The sequence below is a fragment of the Streptomyces pyxinicus genome, from assembly GCF_024753135.1.
GTDB classification, from domain to species: Bacteria; Actinomycetota; Actinomycetes; order Streptomycetales; family Streptomycetaceae; genus Streptomyces; species Streptomyces pyxinicus.
Genome location: NZ_JANUGP010000024.1, coordinates 96,280 through 119,884, shown reverse-complemented (window position 1 = coordinate 119,884; position 23,605 = coordinate 96,280). Strand labels below are relative to the sequence as shown.

Annotated in this window: 26 protein-coding genes and 2 pseudogenes; 13 read left to right on the top strand and 15 right to left on the bottom strand. The window is 71.3% G+C overall.

Going from position 1 to position 23,605, the window contains the following annotated elements; genetic code table 11:
* Window positions 1-40: 40 nt before the first annotated feature.
* The 9 genes from NX794_RS26675 to NX794_RS26635 all read left to right on the top strand — a co-directional run bounded on the left by NX794_RS26675 (window position 41) and on the right by NX794_RS26635 (window position 12,611).
* A complete protein-coding gene (locus tag NX794_RS26675; protein ID WP_258781554.1) occupies window positions 41-1,030 on the top strand; it encodes a malate dehydrogenase in 990 nt (329 codons plus the stop codon).
* A gap of 235 nt (window positions 1,031-1,265) precedes the next feature.
* The gene (locus NX794_RS26670) at window positions 1,266-3,059 is read left to right on the top strand and encodes a hypothetical protein (protein WP_258781553.1); all 1,794 of its coding nucleotides are present in this window, start codon (window positions 1,266-1,268) and stop codon (window positions 3,057-3,059) included.
* The gene (locus NX794_RS26665) at window positions 3,046-3,393 is read left to right on the top strand and encodes a hypothetical protein (protein ID WP_258781552.1); all 348 of its coding nucleotides are present in this window, start codon (window positions 3,046-3,048) and stop codon (window positions 3,391-3,393) included. The genes NX794_RS26670 and NX794_RS26665 overlap by 14 nt, the downstream gene beginning before the upstream one ends.
* A 676-nt stretch (window positions 3,394-4,069) precedes the next feature.
* The gene (locus NX794_RS35935) at window positions 4,070-5,275 is read left to right on the top strand and encodes a hypothetical protein (RefSeq protein ID WP_309506025.1); all 1,206 of its coding nucleotides are present in this window, start codon (window positions 4,070-4,072) and stop codon (window positions 5,273-5,275) included.
* Window positions 5,276-5,454: 179 nt separating this feature from the next.
* On the top strand, window positions 5,455-6,975 hold the full coding sequence (locus tag NX794_RS26655; RefSeq protein WP_258781550.1) for an aldehyde dehydrogenase family protein: 1,521 nt from the start codon (window positions 5,455-5,457) through the stop codon (window positions 6,973-6,975).
* A 39-nt stretch (window positions 6,976-7,014) separates the two neighbouring features.
* Entirely contained in the window at window positions 7,015-8,547 is a 1,533-nt protein-coding gene (locus tag NX794_RS26650; protein ID WP_258781549.1) for a GMC family oxidoreductase, read from the top strand.
* Window positions 8,544-9,710, top strand: a complete 1,167-nt coding sequence (locus NX794_RS26645) for a quaternary amine ABC transporter ATP-binding protein (protein ID WP_258781548.1) — start codon at window positions 8,544-8,546, stop codon at window positions 9,708-9,710. The genes NX794_RS26650 and NX794_RS26645 overlap by 4 nt, the downstream gene beginning before the upstream one ends.
* On the top strand, window positions 9,710-11,659 hold the full coding sequence (locus tag NX794_RS26640; RefSeq protein ID WP_258781547.1) for an ABC transporter permease: 1,950 nt from the start codon (window positions 9,710-9,712) through the stop codon (window positions 11,657-11,659). The genes NX794_RS26645 and NX794_RS26640 overlap by 1 nt, the downstream gene beginning before the upstream one ends.
* Window position 11,660: 1 nt before the next feature.
* A complete protein-coding gene (locus NX794_RS26635; protein WP_258781546.1) occupies window positions 11,661-12,611 on the top strand; it encodes an ABC transporter substrate-binding protein in 951 nt (316 codons plus the stop codon).
* Between the two features lie 21 nt (window positions 12,612-12,632).
* Here the strand turns inward: NX794_RS26635 and NX794_RS26630 are convergent, their stop codons facing one another.
* From NX794_RS26630 to NX794_RS26610, 5 genes are read right to left on the bottom strand one after another with little or no spacing between them, the layout of a single operon-like run.
* A complete protein-coding gene (locus NX794_RS26630) occupies window positions 12,633-13,328 on the bottom strand; it encodes an isocitrate lyase/PEP mutase family protein (RefSeq protein ID WP_258781545.1) in 696 nt (231 codons plus the stop codon).
* 29 nt (window positions 13,329-13,357) lie between these two features.
* On the bottom strand, window positions 13,358-13,855 hold the full coding sequence (locus NX794_RS26625; RefSeq protein WP_258781544.1) for a carboxymuconolactone decarboxylase family protein: 498 nt from the start codon (window positions 13,853-13,855) through the stop codon (window positions 13,358-13,360).
* Window positions 13,856-13,864: 9 nt separating this feature from the next.
* Window positions 13,865-14,407: a hypothetical protein gene (locus tag NX794_RS26620; protein WP_258781542.1), complete on the bottom strand. Its 543-nt coding sequence runs from the start codon at window positions 14,405-14,407 to the stop codon at window positions 13,865-13,867.
* Window positions 14,404-14,805 (bottom strand): hypothetical protein, encoded by a 402-nt coding sequence (locus tag NX794_RS26615; RefSeq protein WP_258781540.1) that lies wholly within the window; start codon window positions 14,803-14,805, stop codon window positions 14,404-14,406. The genes NX794_RS26620 and NX794_RS26615 overlap by 4 nt, the downstream gene beginning before the upstream one ends.
* Window positions 14,802-15,035 (bottom strand): hypothetical protein, encoded by a 234-nt coding sequence (locus NX794_RS26610; protein ID WP_258781538.1) that lies wholly within the window; start codon window positions 15,033-15,035, stop codon window positions 14,802-14,804. Before NX794_RS26610 ends, NX794_RS26615 begins: the two co-directional genes overlap by 4 nt.
* A gap of 103 nt (window positions 15,036-15,138) precedes the next feature.
* Between NX794_RS26610 and NX794_RS26605 the strand changes: the two genes are divergently transcribed.
* The 3 genes from NX794_RS26605 to NX794_RS26595 are packed head-to-tail and all read left to right on the top strand — an operon-like array spanning window position 15,139 to window position 16,417.
* The gene (locus NX794_RS26605) at window positions 15,139-15,969 is read left to right on the top strand and encodes a helix-turn-helix domain-containing protein (protein WP_258781537.1); all 831 of its coding nucleotides are present in this window, start codon (window positions 15,139-15,141) and stop codon (window positions 15,967-15,969) included.
* Entirely contained in the window at window positions 15,966-16,175 is a 210-nt protein-coding gene (locus NX794_RS26600; protein ID WP_258781536.1) for a DUF397 domain-containing protein, read from the top strand. Before NX794_RS26605 ends, NX794_RS26600 begins: the two co-directional genes overlap by 4 nt.
* Window positions 16,176-16,207: 32 nt before the next feature.
* Window positions 16,208-16,417 (top strand): DUF397 domain-containing protein, encoded by a 210-nt coding sequence (locus tag NX794_RS26595; protein ID WP_258781535.1) that lies wholly within the window; start codon window positions 16,208-16,210, stop codon window positions 16,415-16,417.
* A 78-nt stretch (window positions 16,418-16,495) separates the two neighbouring features.
* Here the strand turns inward: NX794_RS26595 and NX794_RS26590 are convergent, their stop codons facing one another.
* The 9 genes and pseudogenes from NX794_RS26590 to NX794_RS26550 all read right to left on the bottom strand — a co-directional run bounded on the left by NX794_RS26590 (window position 16,496) and on the right by NX794_RS26550 (window position 21,123).
* Complete coding sequence (locus tag NX794_RS26590) at window positions 16,496-16,963, bottom strand: hypothetical protein (RefSeq protein ID WP_258781534.1); 468 nt, start codon at window positions 16,961-16,963, stop codon at window positions 16,496-16,498.
* A 97-nt stretch (window positions 16,964-17,060) separates the two neighbouring features.
* Window positions 17,061-17,294 (bottom strand): annotated as a pseudogene (locus NX794_RS26585) (DUF397 domain-containing protein).
* Window positions 17,295-17,419: 125 nt separating this feature from the next.
* Complete coding sequence (locus NX794_RS26580) at window positions 17,420-18,277, bottom strand: helix-turn-helix domain-containing protein (RefSeq protein ID WP_258781533.1); 858 nt, start codon at window positions 18,275-18,277, stop codon at window positions 17,420-17,422.
* Window positions 18,261-18,797, bottom strand: a complete 537-nt coding sequence (locus NX794_RS26575; protein WP_258781532.1) for a DUF6879 family protein — start codon at window positions 18,795-18,797, stop codon at window positions 18,261-18,263. Before NX794_RS26575 ends, NX794_RS26580 begins: the two co-directional genes overlap by 17 nt.
* Window positions 18,778-18,915 carry a hypothetical protein gene (locus NX794_RS26570; protein ID WP_309506024.1) on the bottom strand — a complete coding sequence of 46 codons (138 nt, stop codon included), beginning with the start codon at window positions 18,913-18,915 and terminating at the stop codon, window positions 18,778-18,780. The genes NX794_RS26575 and NX794_RS26570 overlap by 20 nt, the downstream gene beginning before the upstream one ends.
* A 289-nt stretch (window positions 18,916-19,204) precedes the next feature.
* Window positions 19,205-19,342, bottom strand: a pseudogene (locus NX794_RS26565) (IS5/IS1182 family transposase); the annotation flags it as partial.
* A gap of 73 nt (window positions 19,343-19,415) precedes the next feature.
* Window positions 19,416-19,742 (bottom strand): hypothetical protein, encoded by a 327-nt coding sequence (locus tag NX794_RS26560; protein WP_258781531.1) that lies wholly within the window; start codon window positions 19,740-19,742, stop codon window positions 19,416-19,418.
* Between the two features lie 114 nt (window positions 19,743-19,856).
* Window positions 19,857-20,381 carry a DUF6879 family protein gene (locus NX794_RS26555; RefSeq protein WP_258781530.1) on the bottom strand — a complete coding sequence of 175 codons (525 nt, stop codon included), beginning with the start codon at window positions 20,379-20,381 and terminating at the stop codon, window positions 19,857-19,859.
* A gap of 226 nt (window positions 20,382-20,607) precedes the next feature.
* Window positions 20,608-21,123, bottom strand: a complete 516-nt coding sequence (locus NX794_RS26550; protein ID WP_258781529.1) for a DUF6879 family protein — start codon at window positions 21,121-21,123, stop codon at window positions 20,608-20,610.
* Between the two features lie 210 nt (window positions 21,124-21,333).
* Between NX794_RS26550 and pdxR the strand changes: the two genes are divergently transcribed.
* A complete protein-coding gene (pdxR, locus tag NX794_RS26545; RefSeq protein ID WP_258781527.1) occupies window positions 21,334-22,731 on the top strand; it encodes a MocR-like pyridoxine biosynthesis transcription factor PdxR in 1,398 nt (465 codons plus the stop codon).
* An 11-nt stretch (window positions 22,732-22,742) separates the two neighbouring features.
* Here pdxR and NX794_RS26540 read toward each other — a convergent pair whose 3' ends face one another.
* Entirely contained in the window at window positions 22,743-23,579 is an 837-nt protein-coding gene (locus NX794_RS26540) for a DMT family protein (RefSeq protein WP_258781585.1), read from the bottom strand.
* Window positions 23,580-23,605: the final 26 nt, after the last annotated feature.

The window sequence follows — 23,605 nt, the reverse complement described above, 5'->3', positions numbered from 1 at the left end:
GCAGGGACGCCCCACCGCCAGCTGTCATACGGAGAACGCCATGACCCGCACTCCCGTGAACGTCACCGTCACCGGCGCGGCCGGCCAGATCGGTTACGCCCTGCTCTTCCGCATCGCCTCCGGCCAGCTGCTCGGCGCGGACGTGCCGGTCAAGCTGCGTCTCCTGGAGATCACCCCGGCGCTCAAGGCCGCCGAGGGCACGGCCATGGAGCTGGACGACTGCGCCTTCCCGCTGCTCCAGGGCATCGAGATCACCGACGACCCGAACGTCGCCTTCGACGGCGCCAACGTCGCCCTGCTGGTCGGCGCCCGCCCGCGCACCAAGGGCATGGAGCGCGGTGACCTGCTGGAGGCCAACGGCGGCATCTTCAAGCCGCAGGGCAAGGCCATCAACGACCACGCCGCGGACGACATCAAGGTCCTCGTCGTCGGCAACCCGGCCAACACCAACGCCCTGATCGCCCAGGCCGCCGCGCCGGACGTACCGGCCGAGCGGTTCACCGCGATGACCCGCCTCGACCACAACCGCGCGCTGACCCAGCTCGCGAAGAAGACGGGCACCACGGTCGCCGACATCAAGCGCCTGACCATCTGGGGCAACCACTCCGCCACCCAGTACCCGGACATCTTCCACGCCACGGTCGCCGGCAAGAACGCCGCCGAGACCGTCAACGACGAGAAGTGGCTGGCCGAGGAGTTCATCCCGACCGTCGCCAAGCGCGGCGCCGCCATCATCGAGGCCCGTGGCGCGTCCTCCGCCGCCTCCGCCGCCAACGCCGCCATCGACCACGTGCACACCTGGGTCAACGGCACCGCCGACGGCGACTGGACCTCGATGGGCATCCCGTCGGACGGCTCCTACGGCGTCCCGGAGGGCCTGATCTCCTCCTTCCCGGTCACCACCAAGGACGGCAAGTACGAGATCGTCCAGGGCCTGGACATCAACGAGTTCTCGCGGACGCGCATCGACGCGTCCGTGCAGGAGCTGGTGGAGGAGCGCGAGGCGGTGCGCTCGCTCGGCCTCATCTGACGGATGACGTCCGGCGGTTCGGCCGGTCTTCTCACGCGGGCCCCGTTCCGGTTCTTCTCCGGAGCGGGGCCCGCGTCGTGCTGTCCGTCGGGTGCGGGCTCGTCACGGAGGAAGTGGAAACGGTTCCCCCGGCACGCCGCGTCACCCTATGCTGATGGCTCATCACCTCAGCTGCCCGGCCGACCGGCCAAGCCGGCGGGCCGAGAAGTGACTTACCACGCCTCGGGGGAATCGCGTGAGCACCGCCCATGTGCCGCGACAGGCGCAGTCGACGCCTGCCGCACCGCCATCGTCCGCACCACCGCCGTCCACGCCGCCGCACGCCAGTGAGGCCACCCGGCTGCTGTGCGCGGGCACCTACCTGGACCCCGGCTACCGCGACCGGGTCATCGAGGAACTCCACCTCAACGAACAGCGGTTCGCCGCGCCCTCCTTCGGCCTCGACGCCGCCCGCGTCCTCGCCCACGCGCTGCGCGCCCGCCGCCAGGAACTCCAGTGGTCCGGGGCCGTGCTGGGGCTGTGGCTGGTCGGCTTCGCCCTCGCCGGACGAGCGCTGACCGTCTATCTGTTCCCCGGCGTCTATCTCCTGATCGGCGCCTGGCTCCGGGGTCGTACCCCGGAGGTGCCCCAGTACCGCCTCGTACTCGCCTTCCTCTTCCGCTGGTGGGGCCGGATCGTGCTCGCGGTCCTGCTCGCGGTCACTCTGTTCACGGCGTTCGGCGGCGGACCGGACGACACGTCCTCGTCGTCCTCCCCGTACGGCTCCGACAGCGATCCGTACGCCTCCGACTCGCCCACCACGGGCGACGCCCTCCGGCTCGCGGGCGACGCCCTCGGCGCCGGCGTCAAGCCCTGGCAGGCGTGGGCCACGCTGGTGCTCTTCGCGCTGATCGCGCTGTGCCTGGCCGGCCAGCGCGAACAGCTCGCGCGCGTGATCACCGGCGAGCTGTCCGGGGAGCGCTTCCCGGACGCCGCCGCCGACCCCGCCGAGCGCGGCGAAAGCCGCCGGTTCCAGTGGCTCAAGCAGCGCATCCGGACCGAGCAGCACGTCCCGCTGATCATGTACCACGAGGCACGGCCGTTCTGCGGGGCCGGTGCCGCCCACGAGGACTGGGTGCTGGCCGTCGAGCTGAAGCCCGACCCCCTGAAGAAGCAGCAGCCGATCGGCAACCGGCTGGTACTGGAGAAGATCCGGCCGCTGGTGGAACGGCTCCGGCTGCCCGCCGAGTACGCCGGGCCGGGGGTGCGCGACCGGCTGCGCTGGCTGGCGGTCGACGAGTGCGTGTTCCTGCCGGCCGAGGGACTGCTGCGCCGTGAGAGCGCGCCCTACGACCGGGACGCCTTCGAGCAGCACCGTTCGCACGCGGTCGAGGAGGGTGCCGAGAAGCGCCGGCACTTCCTGCGGATCCGGGTCAGCGGCTGGGAGGAGGAGCTGGTCGTCACCGTCTTCGTCCGCATCCACACCCAGGGCCGCATGCTGGTGCTGGAGGTCATCCCGCACGTGCTGCTGCCGGTGCGCGAGGACTTCAAGGACGCCGACCGCATCGCCCACCGGTTCCGCGGCAACAGCCTGTTCGGCAAGGCGGCCTGGGCGGTGGGCGGGGTGCCGCGATCACCGGTCCGGTCCCTCGTGGTGGTCTGCAAGGCCGCCGTCTACGGCTGGCGGCTGCTGACCGGCGGGTACGCGAACGCGCTGCCGGACGGGCCCGCCCTGTCCGTCCGTGAGCTGGGCGCGGCGGCGGCCGCCTCGCAGTTCCAGGAGATGGACGTCTCCCGCTACCTCAAGAGCATCCAGGACCGGGTGGCCAACGGAGTGCGGGCCGCGCTCGCCGAAGCGGGTTACCAGACCGGCGAGTTCATCCAGCAGATCAACCACATCAGCAACGGCGGAGTGCACATCGGCCGGGTCGAGGGCAGCACGTTCGCCGTAGGAGACCACTCCTCGGCCTCCTCCGCGTCCTCCGCTTCCTCTTCCGTGAACGGCGGCAGCGCGCCGCAGAAGGGATCCGACGCCCATGGCGACGAATGACCCGAGCGTCAGCATCGGTGACGTCTCGCACAGCACGTTCGCCATCGGCGCCCACTCGCACGCCGAGAGCCACCACGGTACGACCGCCACGCCGGGCGACCAGGAACTGCTCGCGGCGGTACGCGAGTTGCGCGCCGACCTGGCCAGGGTGCGGGCCACCGCGCAGACGGCGGAGCTGGACGCGGCGCTCGCCGACACCGAGGGCGAGATCGCCCGTACCGGGCAGGCGACCCCGACCCGCCGCGAGCGGCTGCGCGAGCTGCTCGGCGACTCCCAGGCACTGCTCGGCGTCCTCGCCTCGGCGGCCACGCTGGCCGGCCTGGTGGGGCTGTGAGAGGACGATGATGAGCGGGGGAGCGCGGTACTGGAACGAGGAGACCCAGCGCTGGGAGGACCACGGGGCGCCACCCGCCGGCCGGCCGACGACCCCGCCACCGGCCCCGCCGGACAGCCCCCCACGCGTTCCCGCCCCGGAGCCGGAGACGCCGCCCACCTCGGCCCCTACCTGGCCGCCCACGTCCGAGACGGAGAAACCTTCGCCATCGGGCCCGGCCTGGCAGCCCACGTCCGGGCCGGAGAAGCCCTCCCCATCGAGGCCGGACTGGCCGCCTGCGGCCGTACCGAGGACGCGGCCCGAGCCGACCCCGGCCTCGCCGACCGCCTCGGAGCCGGGGGTACCCCCGCGGTCCGGGCCGACCTGGCCGCCCACGCCCGAGCCGGAGAAGCCCTCCCCGTCGGGGCCGGACTGGCCGCCCGCGGCCGTACCGAGGACGCGGCCCGAGCCGAACCCGGCCTCCCCGACCGCCTCGGAGCCGGGGGTACCCCAGCGGTCCGGGCCGACCTGGCCGCCCACGCCCGAGCCGGAGAAGCCCTCCCCATCGGGGCCGGACTGGCCGCCCGCGGCCGTACCGAGGACGCGGCCCGAGCCGACCCCGGCCTCGCTGACCGCCCCGGGGCCGGGGGTACCCCCGCGGTCCGGGCCGACCTGGCCTCCCGCGACGGAACCGAGGGTGCCGCCCGCGTCGGAGCCCACCTGGCCGCCCGCCGCCGATCCCGCGTTGCGGGTGCCCACCGCCAAGGTCCCGCCCTGGCCGCCCACGGCTGAACCCGCTACCCCCGCGCCTACCCCCGCCGAACCCGACACCCCTGCGCCTTCCCTCGCCGAGTCCACCACCCCCTGGCCGGGCTCCGGCAGCGGCTGGTACGGCCCCGCGAGCGGAGGGGTGACCGGCCCGGCGGCCGGAGACCCGGGCGACACTGGCGTGACGGGCGGGATCGGCGGCACCGGCACCGGCGGGATCGGCGGCACCGGCGGCACCGGCACCGGCGGCACCGGCGGCACCGGCGGCACCGGCGGCACCGGCGGCACCGGCACCGGCGGCACCGGCGGCACCGGCACCGGCGGCACCGGCACCGTCCCCACCGGCACCGCTGACGGCTGGTCCGTGCCCGAATGGTCCTCCCCGCCCCCCTTCACCCCCGCCCGCCCCCGGCGCTTCAGCCGGCGGACGGTGTGGTCCGTGCTGGTGGGCGCGGCCGTGGTCGGTGTCGCCGTGAGCCTGGTGCTGACCCTCGTGATCGGCAAGGACGACGACGGCGACCACCGGGCAGCGGACGGCGTGAGCGGCTCACCCACCGCCTCCGCTTCCTCCCCGGAGGCCCCCGCGCCGACCGGTACCGGCACCCCCTCCGCGTCGGACACCACCGCCTCCTCGTCCCCGACCCTCCCCGCCGGCTGGGAGGTGTACGAGGACGACGCCGAGCGGTTCCGGATAGCCCGCCCGGAGGGATGGACCCGGTCCTCGGTCGCCTCCGCCTTCGGGATGGCCGTCGTCAACTTCCGCAGCCCGGACAAGTCGCACCGGATCCAGGTCTACCAGGTGGCCGAGGCCTCCCCGGACGCGTCGTTCGAGCAGTTCCTGTCCGACCAGACCCCCAAGCCGGCCGGCTTCCGTGAACTGGACCTGGCCGATCTCGACCAGGGCGATGTCAGCGGCGCCCGCCTGGAGTACCTGGCCGACCGGATCAAGGGCGAGCCGGACATCGGCACCTGGCACGTCTACGACGAGCGCTTCACGGCTGTGGACGGAAACATCTACGCCATCGCCGTCTACGGCCCCGACGGCGACGGCCGCGAGGACGAGCTGCGCTACCTCGACACCGCGCTGCAGGCCTTCTGCCCGCCCGACACGAACTGTGACGCGCCGATGGACTGAGCGCAGTGCCCGAGAGCGCCGTATATGTCCGTTTCAGGGTGGCTTTTCCGTGACGCGGGGCACTTTCACCCGCCGATTCCGCATGCGAACCAGGGGCCGTGGGCAGGCGGCCACGGTCCCTGAGCCCGTCGTACGCACGACACGGGGACGTGGATCAGCTACGGAAGGCAACACCGATCATGGCGGACAGAACGGCACGACACACCCAGGCGACCATCCACGCGGGCGGCGAGTGGCTGGAGGCGGCCTCCGGCGCCACGCGCGAGATCCTCGACCCCGCGGACGCCCGCCCGTTCGTCCTGGTCGCGGAGGGTGACGAGAAGGACGCGGAGCGCGCCATCGCCGCCGCCCGACAGGCCTTCGACCACGGCCCCTGGCCCCGTACCCCGGTCGCCGAGCGTGCCGCGCTGCTGCGCCGCGTCGCCGACCTGCTGGTGCGCGACCGCGAAGAGCTGGGCCTGCTGGAGAGCCGGGACGCGGGCAAGACCGTCGAGGAGGGCCGCGTCGACATCGACTGTGTCGCCGACGCCTTCCGCTACTTCGCCGACCTGGTGGCCGCCGAGGCCCCCGGCCGGGTGGTCGATGCCGGCTCGCCGGACATCCACAGCGTCGTCGTGCACGAGCCGGTCGGTGTCTGCGCGCTGATCACGCCCTGGAACTACCCCCTCCTCCAGGCAAGTTGGAAGATCGCCCCGGCACTCGCGGCCGGCAACACCTTCGTGATCAAGCCCAGCGAGATCACCCCGCTGACCACGGTCGCGCTGATCGAGCTGCTCGCCGAGGCCGGACTGCCCGCCGGTGTCGCCAACATCGTCACCGGCCCCGGCCACACCGTCGGCGCCCGCCTCGCCGAGCACGCGGACGTGGACCTGGTCTCCTTCACCGGCGGCCTGACCAGCGGCACCAAGGTCGCCCAGGCCGCCGCGCCCACCGTCAAGAAGGTCGCCCTCGAACTCGGCGGCAAGAACCCCAACGTGGTCTTCGCGGACGCCTGCGCCACCGAGGACGACTTCGACACCGCCGTCGACCAGGCCCTCAACGCCGCCTTCATCCACAGCGGCCAGGTCTGCTCGGCCGGCGCCCGGCTCATCGTCGAGGAGTCCGTCCGGGACCGCTTCGTCGCCGAACTCGCCCGCCGCGCACAGCAGATCAGGCTCGGCCGGGGCACCGAGGACGGCGTCGAGTGCGGCCCGCTCGTCTCCGAGCAGCAGCGCGCCAAGGTCGAGGGGTACGTCGCCTCCGCGCTCGCCGAGGGCGCGGTGCTGCGCTGCGGCGGCAAGCGCCCCGAGCCCTCCGACGCCCGCCCCGAGTCGGGCTACTTCTACGAGCCGACGGTGCTCGACGCCTGCCACCGCGAGATGAGGGTCGTACGCGAGGAGGTCTTCGGACCCGTCCTCACCGTCGAGACCTTCCGCACCGAGGACGAGGCGGTCGCGCTCGCCAACGACACCGAGTACGGCCTCGCCGGCGCCGTGTGGACCACCGACGCCGGCCGCGCCCGCCGGGTCGCCGGCCGGCTGCGCCACGGCACCGTCTGGATCAACGACTTCCACCCCTACCTGCCCCAGGCGGAGTGGGGCGGCTTCGGCAAGAGCGGCACCGGCCGCGAGCTGGGCCCCGCGGGCCTCGCCGAGTACCGCGAGACCAAGCACGTCTACCAGAACCTGGCGCCGAAGCCCGTGCGCTGGTTCGCCGGCTGAGCCCCGCCCCGCCCCGACACCTCCTGGAGTAGTACCCCCATGTCCCAGACCCCCCACGTCTACGACTACGTCGTCATCGGCGGCGGCACGGCGGGCTCCGTCATCGCCTCCCGCCTCACCGAGGACCCGGACGTCACCGTCGCCGTCATCGAGGGCGGCCCGAGCGACGTCGACCGCGACGACGTCCTCACCCTGCGCCGCTGGATGGGCCTGCTCGGCGGCGAACTCGACTACGACTACCCGACGGTCGAACAGCCGCGCGGCAACTCGCACATCCGGCACAGCCGGGCCCGCGTCCTCGGCGGCTGCTCCTCGCACAACACCCTCATCTCGTTCAAGCCCCTGCCCTCCGACTGGGACGAGTGGGAGGCCGCCGGCGCCCGGGGCTGGGGCGCGGTCCCCATGGAGGCCTACTTCGCCCGTCTGAAGAACAACATCGTCTCCGTCGACGAGAAGGACCGGAACGCGATCGCCCGCGACTTCGTGGACGCCTCCCGGTCCGCGCTCGGAGTACCCAGGGTCGAGGGCTTCAACCGCGAGCCGTTCACCGAAGGCGTCGGATTCTTCGACCTCGCCTACCACCCGGAGAACAACAAGCGCTCCTCCGCCTCCGTCGCCTACCTGCACCCGGTGATGGACGAGCGCCCCAACCTCACGCTGTGGCTGGAGACCTGGGCCTACAAGCTGGAACTGGACGGCAACCGCGTCGACGGCGTGCACGTGCGCACGAAGGACGGCGAGGAACTGCTGATCCGGGCCCGCGACGAGGTCGTGCTGTGCGCGGGCGCCGTCGACTCCCCGCGCCTGCTCCTGCACTCCGGCATCGGCCCCCGCGCCGACCTGGAGGCCCTCGGCATCCCGGTCGCCCACGACCTGCCGGGCGTCGGCGAGAACCTGCTCGACCACCCCGAGTCGGTCATCGTCTGGGAGACCCACGGACCGATCCCGGAGAACTCCGCGATGGACTCCGACGCGGGCCTGTTCGTGCACCGCGACCCCGAACACCCGGGCCCCGACCTGATGTTCCACTTCTACCAGATCCCGTTCACCGACAACCCCGAGCGCCTCGGCTACGAACGCCCGCGCCACGGCGTCTCGATGACCCCGAACATCCCCAAGCCGAAGAGCCGCGGCCGGCTGTACCTCACCAGCGCCGACCCGGCGGTCAAGCCCGCTCTCGACTTCCGGTACTTCACCGACGAGGACGACTACGACGCCAGGACCCTCGTCGACGGCATCCGCGTCGCCCGCGAGATCGCGAAGACCGAACCGCTGGCCGGCTGGCTCAAGCGCGAGGTCTGCCCCGGTCCCGAGATCCTCGGTGACGCCGAACTGAGCGAGTACGCCCGCAAGGTCGCGCACACCGTCTACCACCCCGCCGGCACCTGCAAGATGGGCGCCGCCGACGACGAACTCGCCGTCGTCGACCCGGAGCTGCGCGTCCGCGGCCTGGCCGGCATCCGCATAGCCGACGCGTCCGTCTTCCCCACCATGACCGCCGTGAACCCGATGATCGGGGTGCTCATGGTCGGAGAGAAGGCCGTCGACCTGATCGGAGGCGAGTCCCGATGACTCTCAACGTCCCCAACGTCCCCACCCGCAAGCCCCCCACCGACGCCCCGGTCTTCTCCGTGGACGGCCTGTGGAAGGTGTTCGGCCCCAAGTCCGAGCGCGTCCCGGCCGACCCGGAGCTGGCCGCCCTGCCGGCCGCCGAACTGCGCACCCGCACCGGCTGCACGGCCGCCGTGCGGGACGTCTCCTTCGACGTCCGCAAGGGCGAGGTCTTCGTCGTCATGGGCCTGTCCGGCTCCGGCAAGTCCACCCTGGTGCGCTGTCTGACCCGGCTGATCGAGCCGACGGCCGGCACCATCGCCATCGACGGCGAGGACGTCCGCGCCATGGACCGGGCCCGGCTGCGCGAGCTGCGCCGGCACCGCGCCGCGATGGTCTTCCAGCACTTCGGCCTGCTGCCGCACCGCACGGTCCTCGACAACGTCGCCTACGGCCTGGAGATCCAGGGCGTCAGCAGGGCCGAGCGGCGCGAGCGGGCCGCCGAGGTCGTCGCCAAGGTCGGCCTCGACGGCATGGAGAAGCGCCGCCCCGCCCAGCTCTCCGGCGGCCAGCGCCAGCGGGTGGGCCTCGCGCGCGCCCTCGCCGTCGATCCCGAGGTGCTGCTCTTCGACGAGCCGTTCAGCGCCCTGGACCCGCTGATCCGGCGGGACATGCAGGAGGAGGTGGCCCGCCTGCACAGCGAGGAGGGCCGCACGATGGTGTTCATCACCCACGACCTCACCGAGGCCCTCAAGCTCGGCGACCGGATCGCCCTGATGCGGGACGGCGAGGTCGTCCAGCTCGGCACCCCGGAGGAGATCGTCGGCTCCCCGGCCGACGACTACGTCCGCGAGTTCGTCCGCGACATCCCGCGCGAGCAGGTCATGACGGCCCGCCGCGCCATGCGTCCGGCCCACGCAGGCGAGAGCGGCCACGGCCCCGCCGTACGCCCCGACGCCACGGTGGCGGAGGCCATCGAGGCGGTCGCGCGGGCCGGCGCCCCCGCCCGCGTGATGGACGAGGGCAAGTGCCTGGGCGTGGTCGACTCCGACCGCCTGCTCGGCGTGGTGGCCGGCGTCGACGAGGCGGCGGTAGACCCGGAGCCGCAAGAGGCCGCGAACGCGCCGCGCCGGGAGCAGGTCACCGAGACCGCCCCGGTGAGCACCACCCCCGAGGCGGTCTGATGGCCACCCTCACCGTCCCGAACGCCACCGCCACCGCCAGGCCCCGCGTCCTCAGAAGCCGGGCCGCCGGAAAGCTCCTGCTGCTGGCCCTTCTCACCGCGGTCCTGCTGCCCTTCCTCGGCCGCTGGGGCAACGGCGCCTGGCCGCACGCCCTGACCGTCGACCTGACCAAGCCGCTGACCACCGCCAGTGACTGGATCATCGACAACCGGGACAGCCACCCGCTGTTCCTGTACTTCTTCGGCTACGTCAGCGACGCCGTCGTCCTCTCCGTGCGCGCCGTCTACCTCACCCTGCTCGCCGCGGGCTGGCCCGGCGTGACGGTCTTCGCGGCCCTCGTCGCCTGGCGGGTGGCCGGTGTCCGGCTCGCCGCCGGCACGGCGGTCGCCTTCCTCGCCTGCGGCGTGCTCGGCATGTGGGTGCCGACCATGCAGACCCTCGCGCTGATGGTCGTGGCCGTGCTGGTCTCCGTCGTCGTCGGCGCCCTGCTCGGCCTCGCCGGCGGCCTGTCCGAGCGGCTGGACCGCGCCCTGCGCCCGGTGCTGGACACCATGCAGGTGCTGCCGGCCTTCGCCTACCTCCTCCCCGTCGTCCTGGTCTTCGGCATCGGCGTGCCCGCGGCCGTCCTCGCCACCGTCGTGTACGCCGCCCCGCCGATGGCCCGGCTCACCGCACTCGGCCTGCGCGGCGCCGACCCCGAGGTCCTGGAGGCCGTGGAGTCACTCGGCGCCACCCGCCGCCAACGGCTGCTGACCGCCCGTATCCCGCTGGCCCGCAAGGAACTGCTGCTCGGTCTCAACCAGACGATCATGATGGCGCTGTCCATGGCCGTGATCGCCTCCGTCATCGGTGCCGGCGGCCTCGGTGACCGCGTCTACCAGGCCCTCGCCTCGGTCGACGTCGGCGCCGCCCTCGCGGCCGGCATCCCGATCGTGCTGCTCGCGGTGGTCCTGGACCGGGTGACGGCCGCCGCCGGCTCCGGCGCGGAAGCCGCGGACCAGCGCCCGCGTGCCATCGGCTGGCTCTACGCCCTCGCCGCCACCGTGGCGGTCGCGCTCGCCGCCCGCCTGCTCACCGCCCTGGACTGGCCGTCCGGCGCCACCGTGAACATCGCCGAACCGGTCAACCGCGCCGTCGACTGGATGACCTCCCACCTCTACTCCGGGGTGCCGGTCATCGGCGGCACCGCGGACTGGGCGGGCCACTTCACCACCTGGGTGCTGGACCCCGTCCGCGACGGCCTCCAGTGGCTGCCCTGGTGGTCGGTGCTGCTCGTCGTCGCCGCGCTGGCCTGGCTGATCGGCACCTGGCGCACCGCGCTGACCGCCGTCCTCGCCATGGCCGCGATCGGCGTGCTCGGCGTGTGGGAACCGTCCCTCGACACCCTCTCCCAGGTGCTGGCCGCCGTCGCCGTGACCCTCGTCCTCGGCTTCGCCACCGGCGTCGCGGCGGCCCGCAGCGACCGCGTCGAACGTGTCCTGCGCCCGGTCCTGGACGTGTTCCAGACCATGCCCCAGTTCGTGTACCTGATCCCGGTCGTCGCCCTGTTCGGCGTCGGCCGCGCCCCGGCCGTCGCCGCGGCCGTCGTCTACGCGCTGCCGGCCGTCGTCCGGATCACCGCGCAGGGCCTGCGCCAGGTCGACCCGGCCGCCCTGGAGTCGGCGCGCTCGCTCGGCGCGACCGGCCGCCAGCAGCTCTGGCAGGTCCAACTTCCGCTGGCCCGGCGCTCGTTGCTGCTCGCCGTCAACCAGGGTGTCGTCCTGGTCCTCGCCGTCGTCATCATCGGCGGCCTGGTCGGCGGCGGAGCCCTCGGCTACAACGCCGTCTTCGGCCTCGCCCAGGGCGACCTGGCCACCGGTCTGGTCGCGGGCGCCGCCATCGTCTGCCTCGGCCTGATGCTCGACCGGGTCACGCAGCCGACGGAACGCCGTACGAGGAAGGGAGCCTGACATGCGACTGCGCACGACTCTCGCGGTCGGCTCGCTGCTGCTGCTGCTCACCGGCTGCGGCGCCGCCGACATGACCAAGCAGGCCAGCCCGTTCGCGAACGCGCGGGGCGCCAAGACCGTCACCCTGTCCGTGCAGTCCTGGGTGGGCGCGCAGTCCAACGTGGCCGTCGCCCAGTACCTGCTGGAGCACAAGCTCGGCTACCGCGTCGACACCGTCCAGGTGGACGAGGTGCCGGCCTGGGACGCGCTCAGCCAGGGCCGCGTCGACGCCCTGCTGGAGGACTGGGGCCACCCGGACCAGGAGAAGCGGTACGTCACCGACAAGAAGACGATCACCCGGGCCGGCGACCTCGGCGTCACCGGCCACATCGGCTGGTACGTGCCGACCTACCTGGTCAAGCAGCACCCGGACATCACGAACTGGAAGAACCTGAACAAGTACGCCTCGCTCTTCCGCACCCCGGAGAGCGGCGGCAAGGGCCAGCTGATGGACGGCTCCCCGTCCTACGTCACCAACGACAAGGCGCTGGTGAAGAACCTGAAGCTGGACTACCAGGTCGTCTTCGCCGGCTCCGAGGCGGCGCAGATCACCCAGATGAAGCAGTTCGCCAAGGAGAAGAAGCCCTTCCTGACGTACTGGTACTCGCCGCAGTGGCTGTTCAAGAAGGTCCCCATGACGGAGGTGAAGCTGCCGCCGTACAAGGAGGGCTGCGACGCCGACCCGGCGAAGATCACCTGCTCCTACCCGCACACCCCGCTGCAGAAGTTCCTCAACGCCGACTTCGTGAAGTCGGGAGGCAAGGCGGCGGCCTTCCTGAAGAACTTCAAGTGGACCACGGAGGACCAGAACGAGGTCTCCCTGATGATCGCCGACCAGAAGCTCAGCCCGCAGGACGCGGCGAGGAAGTGGGTGGACAGCCACCCCGAGGTCTGGAAGAAGTGGCTGTCCTGAGCCGGTGCCTCACCCGGTGCCTCACGCGGTGAGGCCGGCGGCGATCTCCCGCAGTGCCCCGGCCGCCCGCCGCTGAAGCCCCGGCCCGAACGTGACCCGGGCGGCCCCGAGTTCGCCGAGCGCGGCGAGCGCGGGGCCGTCCGCGTCCGCCGGGGCCAGCACGTTCAGCGGCCCCTCGATCCCGGCCCGCAGCAGGGGCAGTACGGCGACGGGGGCGAGGATCGGGAACACGCACTCGGCACCGGCCGCCACGTACAATGCGGCCCGCTCGACGGCCCGTTCAGGGTCGCCGTCCCCGTGCACGAACGTATCGACGCGCGCGTTGACGAAGACCCGCCCAGCGGCGGCGGCACACACCTCCCCGAGAAACTCAGCGTGCGCACGAGCGTCTTTGAGACGGCCGTCCTCCCCGTCCTCCAGATTGCACCCCACCACCCCCGCCTCCACCAGCCGCTCGACCAGCTCCGCCGCCGCGAGCCCGTACCCGCCCTCGACATCGGCCGACACCGGCACGTCCACGGCCCGGGCGATCCGCCCGACCGCCGCGAACATCTCGTCGACCGGGGTCCCCCCGTCCTCGTACCCGAGCGCGGCGGCCACCCCGGCACTGGGCGTGGCCAGCGCCGGAAACCCGGCCGCCTCGAACACCCGCGCACTGGCCGCGTCCCAGGGCCCGGGCAGCACCAACGGCTCCGCCGGCACCGCCCGCCGATGCAAGGCCCGGAACACCTCCACCGGAGCGGGACTCACCCGTGCTGTCCGGCCTGATAGTGCCCCGGCACCATCCGAGTGGTCACGGCGAACCGGTTCCACGTGTTGATGACGGCGATGGCGACGATCAGCTGCGCCAGCTCCCCCTCCCCGAACTGCTTGGCGGCCCGCTCGTACACCTCGTCCGGCACGAACCCGTCCGTCAGCACGGTCACCGCCTCGGTCAGCTCGATCGCCGCCAGTTCCTTCTCGGTGTAGAAGTGCCGCGACTCCTCCCACGCGCTCAACTGCACGATCCGCTCCACGCTCTCCCCGGCCGCGAGCGCGTCCTTGGTGTGCATGTCCAGGCAGAACGCGCAGTGGTTCAGCTGCGAGGCCCGGATCTTCACCAGCTCCAGCAACCGCGCGTCCAGCCCCCGCCGCGCGGCGGCGTCCAGCCGGACCATCGCCTTGTACGCCTCGGGCGCGTGCTCGGGCAGGGCGAGTCGGGGGATGTGCTCGGGTGCGTACTCGACGCTGTTCTCAGTGCTCATACCTCGACCCTAGGAGCGGGGCTGCCCAGTGTTCTGGTCCATTTCGAGGCCGAATCCATGGGCCACTTCGCCCGCACGCCCTCCCGTCCCGCCAGCCGCCTTCCCGTACCGCGCCAGCGCGGCGGCGGTGACGGCGTCACGGCGCGGGACACCCCAGTCGTCCAGCCGATCCCTGACCCACCCCGGCTGGAGGGCGAACGCGCGGGCGAGGGCCAGGGCGGACTCGCCCGCGAGATAGCGCCGGACCACGGCGTCCCGGCGGGCATCGAACCGGGCCTTCGCCTCCCGCACTTCCTCGCTCGTCCGGGGCCGGGCGGAACGCCCCCGGTAGACGTGCCCGACGGGACGGCGGTGCAGATGGGCCTCGTGGGGCGGGCGCCGGGGCACTCCCCAGGCGTCGAGCCGGTCCCGGAGCCACGACTCCGAGACGCGGTAGTCGGCGGCGATCGCCCGCATGGGTTCGCGGGCCCGGTAGCGGCTGATGATCGCGTCCTTGTCCGCAACGGCGGCCCTGAGCGCCGTGGTGTCCGGCTTCCTGGCCGGACGCCTCACGGCCCCCACCTGCCGCTCCGCCCGACACTGCGCGGCGACACGGACAGCGTGTAACGGCAGTCATGGTCCTCGCCGACCACGAACAGGGGACGGGCGTCCCGCTTGAGCCGAGCCAGCGCCACCTCCCGCGCCAGCGGATCCCCGGCCCACCCACGCAGAGTCGCGGGCGCGTCCCATCCCGGCGGGACCTCACGAGCGAACGCCACCGGTAGCCATTCCGTCCGCCGGGGGTCGGGATCGAGCCCGTCGGCGATCCGCAGCGCCTGGCGCGTGAGCCACCGCAGCGCCAGCTCCGGCGAGACCGTCTCGACCGCACCGAGCACGAACGGCACCCGCAGATCCCGCCCGTACACCTGCCCCTCCGCGACGACCCGGCAGACGAAACTTCCCGCTTTCACCCCAACTCACCCCGCACCCAGGCCTCGTCACGGCTCCGCCTGTTCACGTACGACGTCCTGGCCTGTACGCGCTCCGTGTCGTTCGCCGGGCGCACCAGCGCGGGGTCCGCGTCCCACTCGACGCCTCCGCCGACCGGCCGCAGCGACCAGTAGGGGCCGGCGACTCCGCGGAACTCGCCGACCTTGTCCCCGTGACCGGTGTCCACCATGAGCGTTCCGACGGCAGGCATGGCCACTCCTCTCCGTAGCGATTCCACTACCAAGCGAGTTCAGGTTGGCCTAGAGTCAGAAGCTCCTCAACGTGTCAGTTCCGGCGGAGGAGTTGGTGCCGAGATGGTCAATCGCAAGGAACTACGGCCCGAGAGCAGCCCCCAGGCGGCCTACGGGGCGCTGTTGCGCAGTTCCAGGGAAGAGAAGGGCTGGAAGCAGGAAGACCTCTCCGCGCGCATGGAATACTCCAGCACGCATATTTCGGCGGTCGAAACCAGCCGCAAGATGCCGACCTGGCGCTTCGCGCTCAGTGCGGACCGCGCGCTGGGTACCGGCGACCTCTTCCAGCGCAAATGGCGCGAGCTGAAGCACGGCGCGCTGCTGGAGGGCTTCTCGGAGTACGTGGGCTACGAGGGCCGCGCCGTCGAGATCCGGCTCTACGAGATCGGGATCATCCCGGGACTGCTCCAGACACCGGACTACGCCCGCGTACTCGCCGACAGCGCGGTGCGACGCGGTGCGATCACCCCCGAACAGGCCGACGAACGGGTGTCGTTCCTCGCGGAACGACAGCAGGCGCTGCTGCGGGCTCGGCCTCCCATGATCTTCGTCGTCATGGACGAGAGCTGCGTGCGGCGGCCCATCGGCGGACCTTCGGTCATGGAGGCGCAGTTCGAGCGGCTGGCCGAGTTCGCCGCTCTCCCGAACTCGGTGCTGCAAATCGCGCCCTTCGATATAGGGGAGCGGCGGACCTTCAATCTCCCGGTGCACTTGCTGACGCTGCCCGACCGCTCCTTGGTCGCTTACGCGGAGTCGCAAACGCAGGGACACATGGACCGTGAGATCGTCTCTGTGGTGCCCATGTTGACCGCCTACCATCAGCTACAGGCCGAAGCACTCCACCAGACTGCAACCGTGGCTCTCATCAGCCAGTTACGAAAGGGCACTCCGTGACGAACGAACCCCTCCACTGGTTCAAGTCCTCGTACAGCGACAACGGCGGCGCGTGTGTCGAGGTCGCCTTCGGCCTCGCCGCGTCGCACGGCATGGTCCCCGTCCGTGACTCCAAGCTCCAGAGCGGCCCGGTGCTGCGTCTGCCCGCCGCCGCGTTCCAGTCGTTCGTGGCGGGCATCAAGGTGGGCGACTCCCGGAGCGTCTGACAGGACTGTCCGCCTTGACGAAAGGGCACCGCGTGACGACCGACTCCCCTCGCTGGTTCAAGTCCTCCTACAGCAACAACGGCGGCAACTGCCTGGAGGCCGCCACGAACCTTGCCGACGCGCTCGGCGTGGTCCCGGTCCGTGACTCCAAGCTCCAGGGCGGCCCGGTGCTGCGTCTGGCTGCCGCCGCGTTCCAGTCGTTCGTGGCGGGAGTCAAGCACGGCGACGCCCGCACCCTCTGACCGGAGGGACGGGACAAGGGTCGCAGCTCGCCCCCCTGGGAGGGGCGAGGCGAGCTGCGCCGGGGCTGGCCGAGGAGACTAGGCGACTGGACAGGTCAGTTCAGTGTTCGCGCGGTTCGGGGAACAGGTGACTGCTGCCAGGGACAGGTACGAGGGACGTTCCAGGTAGAAGCCGTACGACACGTCAGCGCCCGAACGCAGTTGTTCGGCGGCGGTGTTCACCAGCCGAGCCAGGTGCGCGGTGTCTCGTTCCCTCTCCGAGGCGAACCGGGGCGCGTACTCGGCCAGCCGTTCACCGAGCCATGACGCGGCCTCCTTGGCCTCCTCCCACGTGCCCCGAACGAGGGAGCGGGGCTTGACGAGCCAGTACGCCGTTTCAAGGGGCGGTAGGTCGACGGTCGGGAATTCCGCCGCCACCTCGCGGTACCGCTGAATCAGTTCCGGCCGGCTTCCGGCGGGGGGTGGCTCAGGGTGCGGGGGCCGTCGTAGCGCTTCCTGGTCGAAGCGCCCTTTGGGACCGGTCCAGAGGTAGCCGTGATGGTGCACCTGTCGCTCCCGCTCCGTGTTGTCGGTCGAAAGACCAACCGGCCCCGATCCCGTCGAGAGGGGCGGACCGGAGCCGGTTGGGGGAGAGGCCGGAGGATCAGGCGCTCAGGCCGAAGCGCGCGGGGTCGATCCCGGCCGCGCCGAGCTCCGCCGTGGTGAACCGCAGCGGCTGCGCGTCGGGCCGCTTGCTGTCGCCCAGTGCTCAGGCGTCGTCACCGATCAGGGCCAGGGTCACGCACGACTCGCCGTCCGGGTGGGTGTTTCCCCCGCACGCCTTCACGAACGAGGCCCCGCCGATGTCGAGCCCGTACAGGTCGGTTCCGTTCTGCATCTCTGCACCTTCCTGATCAACTGATCACGGTCCAATGAGGAGGAGAAAGGAAAACAATGCAGCGGGATATTGCCTGCGGTTTCCCTCAACTCCATCATGGACCCTCAAGGAGTCTGCGCAGAGGGTTAGTTACGTTGATGCATGAAGTCGTCGGCTGCCTCTTCGAGGAAGGCGGAAGCGTCGTCGCCCGTCAAAGCATGCGACCAGAAAAGTTCGAACAGACCACGGTGCTGGGTTATGTCTCGGGGGTCGCGCAGTATGACTTCGCCGGAAAACAGTTCGACAGTGACGAGGCGGTCATCGTAGATCACAAAGATGTTCATCGGAGTGCCGGAAACGTACACCCCTTGCGGCACTATGCCGATCTCGACGTTGGGCTTCCTGTTGACCTCGGCCATGTGGGAGCACTGAGCCGCCATGGCCTCGGCGGTCGCTCGTTGCCACCTGACGGCTTGCTCCGTCATGAGGAACCAGAAAGAACGTGATGTGTCGTCCAGAATGGCTTTCCGGTCCATTCGGGCCTGGACGGCTCGTGCAACGTCGCGGGCCGGGTCACTGGCCACCGTGGGCGAAAGGGTCTCGACGGCGTACTCGCGCACATGCAGCAGGCCCGTTGGGATGGCTGGGAGGAAGTGCCGCATGACCCGTGAGGAAGACTCCAGGGCTTTCAGTTCGGCCTGCTTGTGGTACAGGCCGACTCGCGCGTAGGTGCGCCAGGAGGCATAGTCGACATTGGCTCGGCGCGCCAGCCGAAGAAGTTCCTCGGACACCTCGTTCGGTACAGCGAGCGCTTTGAGAATTCGTTCGACATCGAGGACCGTCGGCAGAGCGCGGCCGGTCTCGATGCGGCTGATTTTTGTCTGGCTCATATTGCAGCGCAACGCCAGACGTTCACCGCTGAGACCAGAAGCGTGGCGGAGACCCCGAAGAGCCTCCGCCAGATCCTTCCGCTCTCTTGCTTGCGCCTCAGGTTCGATAGGCACGGAACGGAACAGCACTTTCTAGTGCGAGATCTCGCCAGGCGAGATACTTGGCGATATCGGCGTTCTGGATCAGCTCTCGATTGATCTGTGTCCCGTCGGGGCGGTAGTTGAGATGCACCACGGTCGACTCATCGAACAGCCAGAAGTCCTGCTCGGGCAGTCCGGGGTCCGACTGTTCGGTCAGATCGACTATGTGGTAGTTCTCCCCGGCCGCGACGTTTCCCGGGATGCACCACTCGAACAGGTAGCGGCTGTACGGCGTGAGCGGTCGCCGCACGATCTTGGCGCGGGTCATCGTCCGGCCGGCCGCGGCGTGGTCGCGGATCGTCTGGTGCCATGACTCGTTGAAACCCTCGGGCATCGGTACCCCGCCGAGGAAGTCACGGACCGTCTCCGCCTCCGCGGGCATGGTGTAGGTCTGGTGGACTTCCAGTCGGAACGCGGAGCGCTTGAAGTTCCGGAAGTACGCCTGCCACTCGTCGCCGTCCAGCAGGACGGGATCAGAGCCATCCGCGGGCACGCGCAGCCTCCTTGAGGATGTCTTCCGGGATCAGTACGACCGACTCGCCCTCCGGTGCCGAGTGGGTCACGTCGTAGCCCTGAACGGCCAGCATGCCCGGCTCCGGGGTGGCGTACACGGTCGGACAGTCTCCGTTCCCGCACTTGTCGTCATCGTCGCTCCTGCACGGGCCGCCCGCGATCACCCGCAGTTCGTCCACTGAGCCCCCTTCCGGTCTATGTGGTCAGCAAACTACGGAACGTGACGTCCGCCGGGCAAGGGTGGTCCGTCGGCTAGTCACGAAGTCGCATAGACCCGTGGGCGTGAGTCGTCGGCCGACATGTCTCGTGGACCGTGTTCTTGCCCAGATGCGGTGTTGCGGATCTTGTAACCCTCAGGGGCGAATGCGGGCGGGCGACCGGCGTTACTCCCTCGGCGTGGTCTGCCGGTTCGCCAGCGGGCCACTGGCCGGTGCGCGCGCCCACCGCGTGCTGGTGGGCGCGCACGCTGGTCGAATCCACGCTGACCAGCCAGTCGATCTCGCCTGCTGCGTCTGCGCGGGTCTGGAACGCGGTATCGGGCCATACAGGTGCCCGCCTGTTGGAGGCGGGCACCTGCGCACACCGTGCTGCCGCTCGGTCAGGAGAAGACGACAGAGCTGAGCTTCAGGCGGCTGCCGAGCTTCTTGCCGGGGTTCATGACGTAGAAGGTGTCGCCTTCGCAGTCGGGCTCAAGGAACACCGTCGCGGTGGAGTTGGTCAGGTTCCAGGGCGAGTGGCCGGGGTGTTCAGCGCTGGTGCCGGCGAGGTTGGTGCAGACGCCGCTCCTCGGGTTGGCCAGGCCGGACTCATGGCCGGTGGAGGTCCGGTACACGAAATCGCCGGTGGCCGCGTGCGCGGAGGTCGGTACGACCAGAGCGAGCAGGAGCGCGCCGGCTGCCGCGCCCAGGGTGTGGCGGAGTTGCATGGCGATGAATCTCCTCTGGTGAAGGGAACCGTTCATCCCTAGCCTGCTCGGAGCGCCTCTCTCAGCCCCTTAAGCCTGTCCTGGTTGACCCGGTTGGAGCAGTGACGAATCGATTCACGCCCCGTACTCGGCCCACCAATCGGAGAAAGGTTGTGCGGCGGTGAGTGCCGCGTCGCGGTATCCAGTGAACTCCGCCGCTCGTCCCGGGTCCAGCACGTCCGAGCCCAGGTACTTTCCCGTCCCGTCGTAGTTCATCACGGCCACGGACCCGGAATCGAAGCACCAGAAGTCCGGGACGCCGGCCAAGGGGTTGGGCTTGTCCGTGACGTCGAGGATGAAGAACTCTTCGCCGCCGGTCATGTTCTTCCGGTAGCCCCACCCGAGTTCGAAGCGAAGATAATCCGTCAGTGGGCGCGACAGAATGTGCACCCGATAGACCCGCTTCCCGCTCTCGGTGTGCGAGCGGAGTTCGTCTACCCATCCGGCGTTGTAATTTTCGGGCTGCGACTCTCCCGCCAGGTATGCCTGATACGCGTCGACGTTCCCGGACTTGCTGTAGTCGTCCAGGGTTTCCAGGCGGAACGCCTCACGCTGGAAGGAGTCGAACAGGTCGCTGAGGGTCTTGGATGAGCTTGTCACGGATGGCCTTCTGGAGTAGTCGCTCGTGGTCGCTCGGCGTCTCGCCCTGTACCAAGAAGGTGCCGCGACCCGTCGCATAGATCGTCGGGCAGTGGAGGGCCGGGCGTGCGGGTCAAGCGATCACGGTTGACGGAACGGGAAACCACGTAACGTCCCGCTTCCCGGCCGAGGCGCGAAGTCCAGGAAGCCGACCCCCACGTAGTAGTCGATGCGGAGACCGGTGCTGTTAGACCGGCTTGTACTCCTCGTGAGGCGTGGCTCGTTCCCAGATGGCATCGAATGCGCCAGTGCACCAGGCGGCCAAGGATGCGTCGGTGACGTACTCGCGCTCCATCAGGACGCCGTCCCCGCTGAAGTGATGGAACAGCACCAACTCACCGTCGAAGACCCAGAAATCCACGGCAGGTACCGCGAGATCTCTTGCTTGGCGTCGGGGAAGCCAACGAACTTCCTCGCCGGCGGCGACATTGGTCAGGGCATACGCGTGTTCCCACCGCACATATTCGGTCAGAGGCTCGGAGACCACACGGGCACGACGAACCGTGACCCCGCGCGAAACGGCACCGTGCACCGCGTCGTGCCAGCCCTCCCACCAGTCGGCGCGGTTGTCCGGAGTGAAGGTGCGGCGGCCCTCGCGCCATGCGAGGAAATCAGGGTCCGTACTCGCGTACTGATCACGCACCTCCAGGTGGATCGCGGTCCGTCGGGCACGAGACAACGGCTCACGTGCCGGAGGCTTCATCGGCGGTGCCTCCGTCCGGCCGGGGGATGTACTGGATCAAGCACGCCGTCACCGCCTCCTCGGTCGCCCGTAGGACGCAAGCGCATGGCCTCTCCTGTGCCGATCCGATTGCAGCGGATTGGCGGATTGGCGGATTGCTTGAGCGTCACGCACTCGGCTTATTCGGTCAAGGGGCCTATCCCAGGTTGCCCAGGAGTAAGGTCCCTCCCCATGTCAGAACAGTGGGCCACCCTCGGTGTCGACCTGCACCTCGAACCCGCCGGTACGGGCGGACTGCGGCGCGGACTGACCGATGCCCTGCGGGACGCGGTCCGGACCGGGCGGCTCGCGCCCGGGACCCGGCTGCCCTCATCCCGTTCGCTCGCCGCCGATCTCGGGATCGCCCGGAACACCGTCGCCGAGGCGTACGGCGACCTGGTCGCCGAGGGGTGGCTGACGGCACGGCAGGGGTCCGGCACCCGGGTGGCGGAGCGGGCCGCCGCGCAGCCCACTGCCGGGCCGGCCACGGCTCCCCGGCGCCGGGTGCCGGAGCGCCCGGCGCTCAGTCTGATCCCGGGAAGCCCCGACCTCGCCTCCTTCCCCCGTGCCGAGTGGCTCAGGGCCGCCCGTCGCGCCCTGGCCGCCGCCCCGCACGACGCCCTCGGCTACGGCGACCCGCGCGGCCGGCCCGAGCTGCGCGTCGCACTCGCCGGGTACCTGGCCCGCGCCCGGGGTGTGCGCGCCGATCCGGACACCGTGCTGGTCACCTCCGGGTTCGCGCACGCCCTGCGTCTCGTCGGCACCCTGCTCGCCGCGCGCGGGGCGCGGGCGGTGGCCGTCGAGTCGTACGGCCTCGACGCCCACCGGGCACTGCTGCACGGCGCCGGCCTCGGCACGCCCGCGCTGCCGTACGACGAACTCGGCACCGATCCGGGCCCGTTGGGGGACGAGGGCGCCGTACTGCTCACGCCCGCCCACCAGTTCCCGATGGGCACGGCGCTTCACCCCGACCGGCGGGCGGCCGTCGTGGACTGGGCCCGGCGCACCGGCGGGCTGGTCCTGGAGGACGACTACGACGGCGAGTTCCGTTACGACCGCCAGACCGTCGGCGCGCTCCAGGGCCTCGACCCCGACCACGTGGTCTATCTCGGCACCGCCAGCAAGTCCCTCGCCCCGGGACTGCGGCTGGGCTGGATGGTGCTGCCCCCGGCCCTCACCGAGGAGGCGCTCGCCGTCAAGGGAGGCGTCGACACCGTCGGCGTGCTGGAGCAGCTCACCCTCGCCGAGTTCCTCACCTCCGGTGCCTACGACCGGCACGTGCGCGCCTCCCGGCTGCGGTACCGGCGCCGCCGTGACGCCCTCGCCGCGGCCGTGGCCGCACGGGCGCCCGAGGTCCGGGTCACCGGGATCTCGGCCGGCCTGCACGCCGTACTGCGGTTGCCGCCCGGCACCGAGCGGACGGTCGTCCAGGCGGCGGCCTGGCAGGGGCTCGCCCTGCCGGGGCTGGCCTTCCACCGGCACCCGGAGGCCGTCGCCGAGCAGGTGGACGCCCTGGTCGTCGGCTACGGCACCCCGCCGGACAGCGCCTGGGCGGGGGCGCTGGAGGCACTGTGCCGGGTGTTGCCGTAGGCCGGGGCGCCTCAGGTCTCCGCCGTCGCCGGGGCCTCCCCGAACCGCGCCAGCAGCAGCGCCCCCGTCACCGCCACCGCGAAGCCCAGCACCGCCAGCCAGCCCAGCCCCTCCCTCGTGCGGTCGCCGAGCCATACGACGCCGACCAGCGCCGGGCCGACCGTCTCGCCGATGACCAGCCCGGCCGTGGCGGTCGTCACCGAGCCGCGCTGGAGGGCCGAGGTGAGCAGCAGGAACGCGGCGGCACCGCCCAGCAGCAGGGCGTACGCCGCAGGGTTGGCCAGCAGGTCGGCCGGGCGCAGCGAGTCGATCAGCCGTACCGTCACCTCCACCACCCCGAAACCGAACCCGGCGCCCAGGCCCATCAGCAGTGCGCGCGGCCGGCCCGACAGCCGCCCGGCGACCGCGCCCAGCAGCAGTACGGCCACCGCCACCGCGACCATCGCGTACGGCAGCCAGTCGGGGCCGGTCCGCTCGCCCTCCGTGCCCGAGGCCAGCCCGAGCATCCCGAGGCCCGCGCACACCACTCCCACGGCGCCCCACTCAAGACCGCTCAGCCGGACCCGCAGCAGCCGCGCCGCCACCACGGCCGTCACCGCGAGGCTGGCCGCCAGCGCCGCGCCGACCGCGTAGATCGGCACCGAGCGCAGCGCGGCGATCTGCAGGAGGAAGCCGAGGCCGTCCAACGCCAGGCCGACCAGATACCGCCACTGCCGCAGCGCGCGCAGCAGCAGCGCCGCGTCCCCGCCCCCGCCCCCGACCTCGTCCGAGCCCGCCGCCCGCGCCGCCATCGCCTGCAACACCGTCGCGGTGCCGTAGCAGACCGCCGCCCCGAGGGCACACATCATTCCGAACAACACAAAGCGACTCTAGG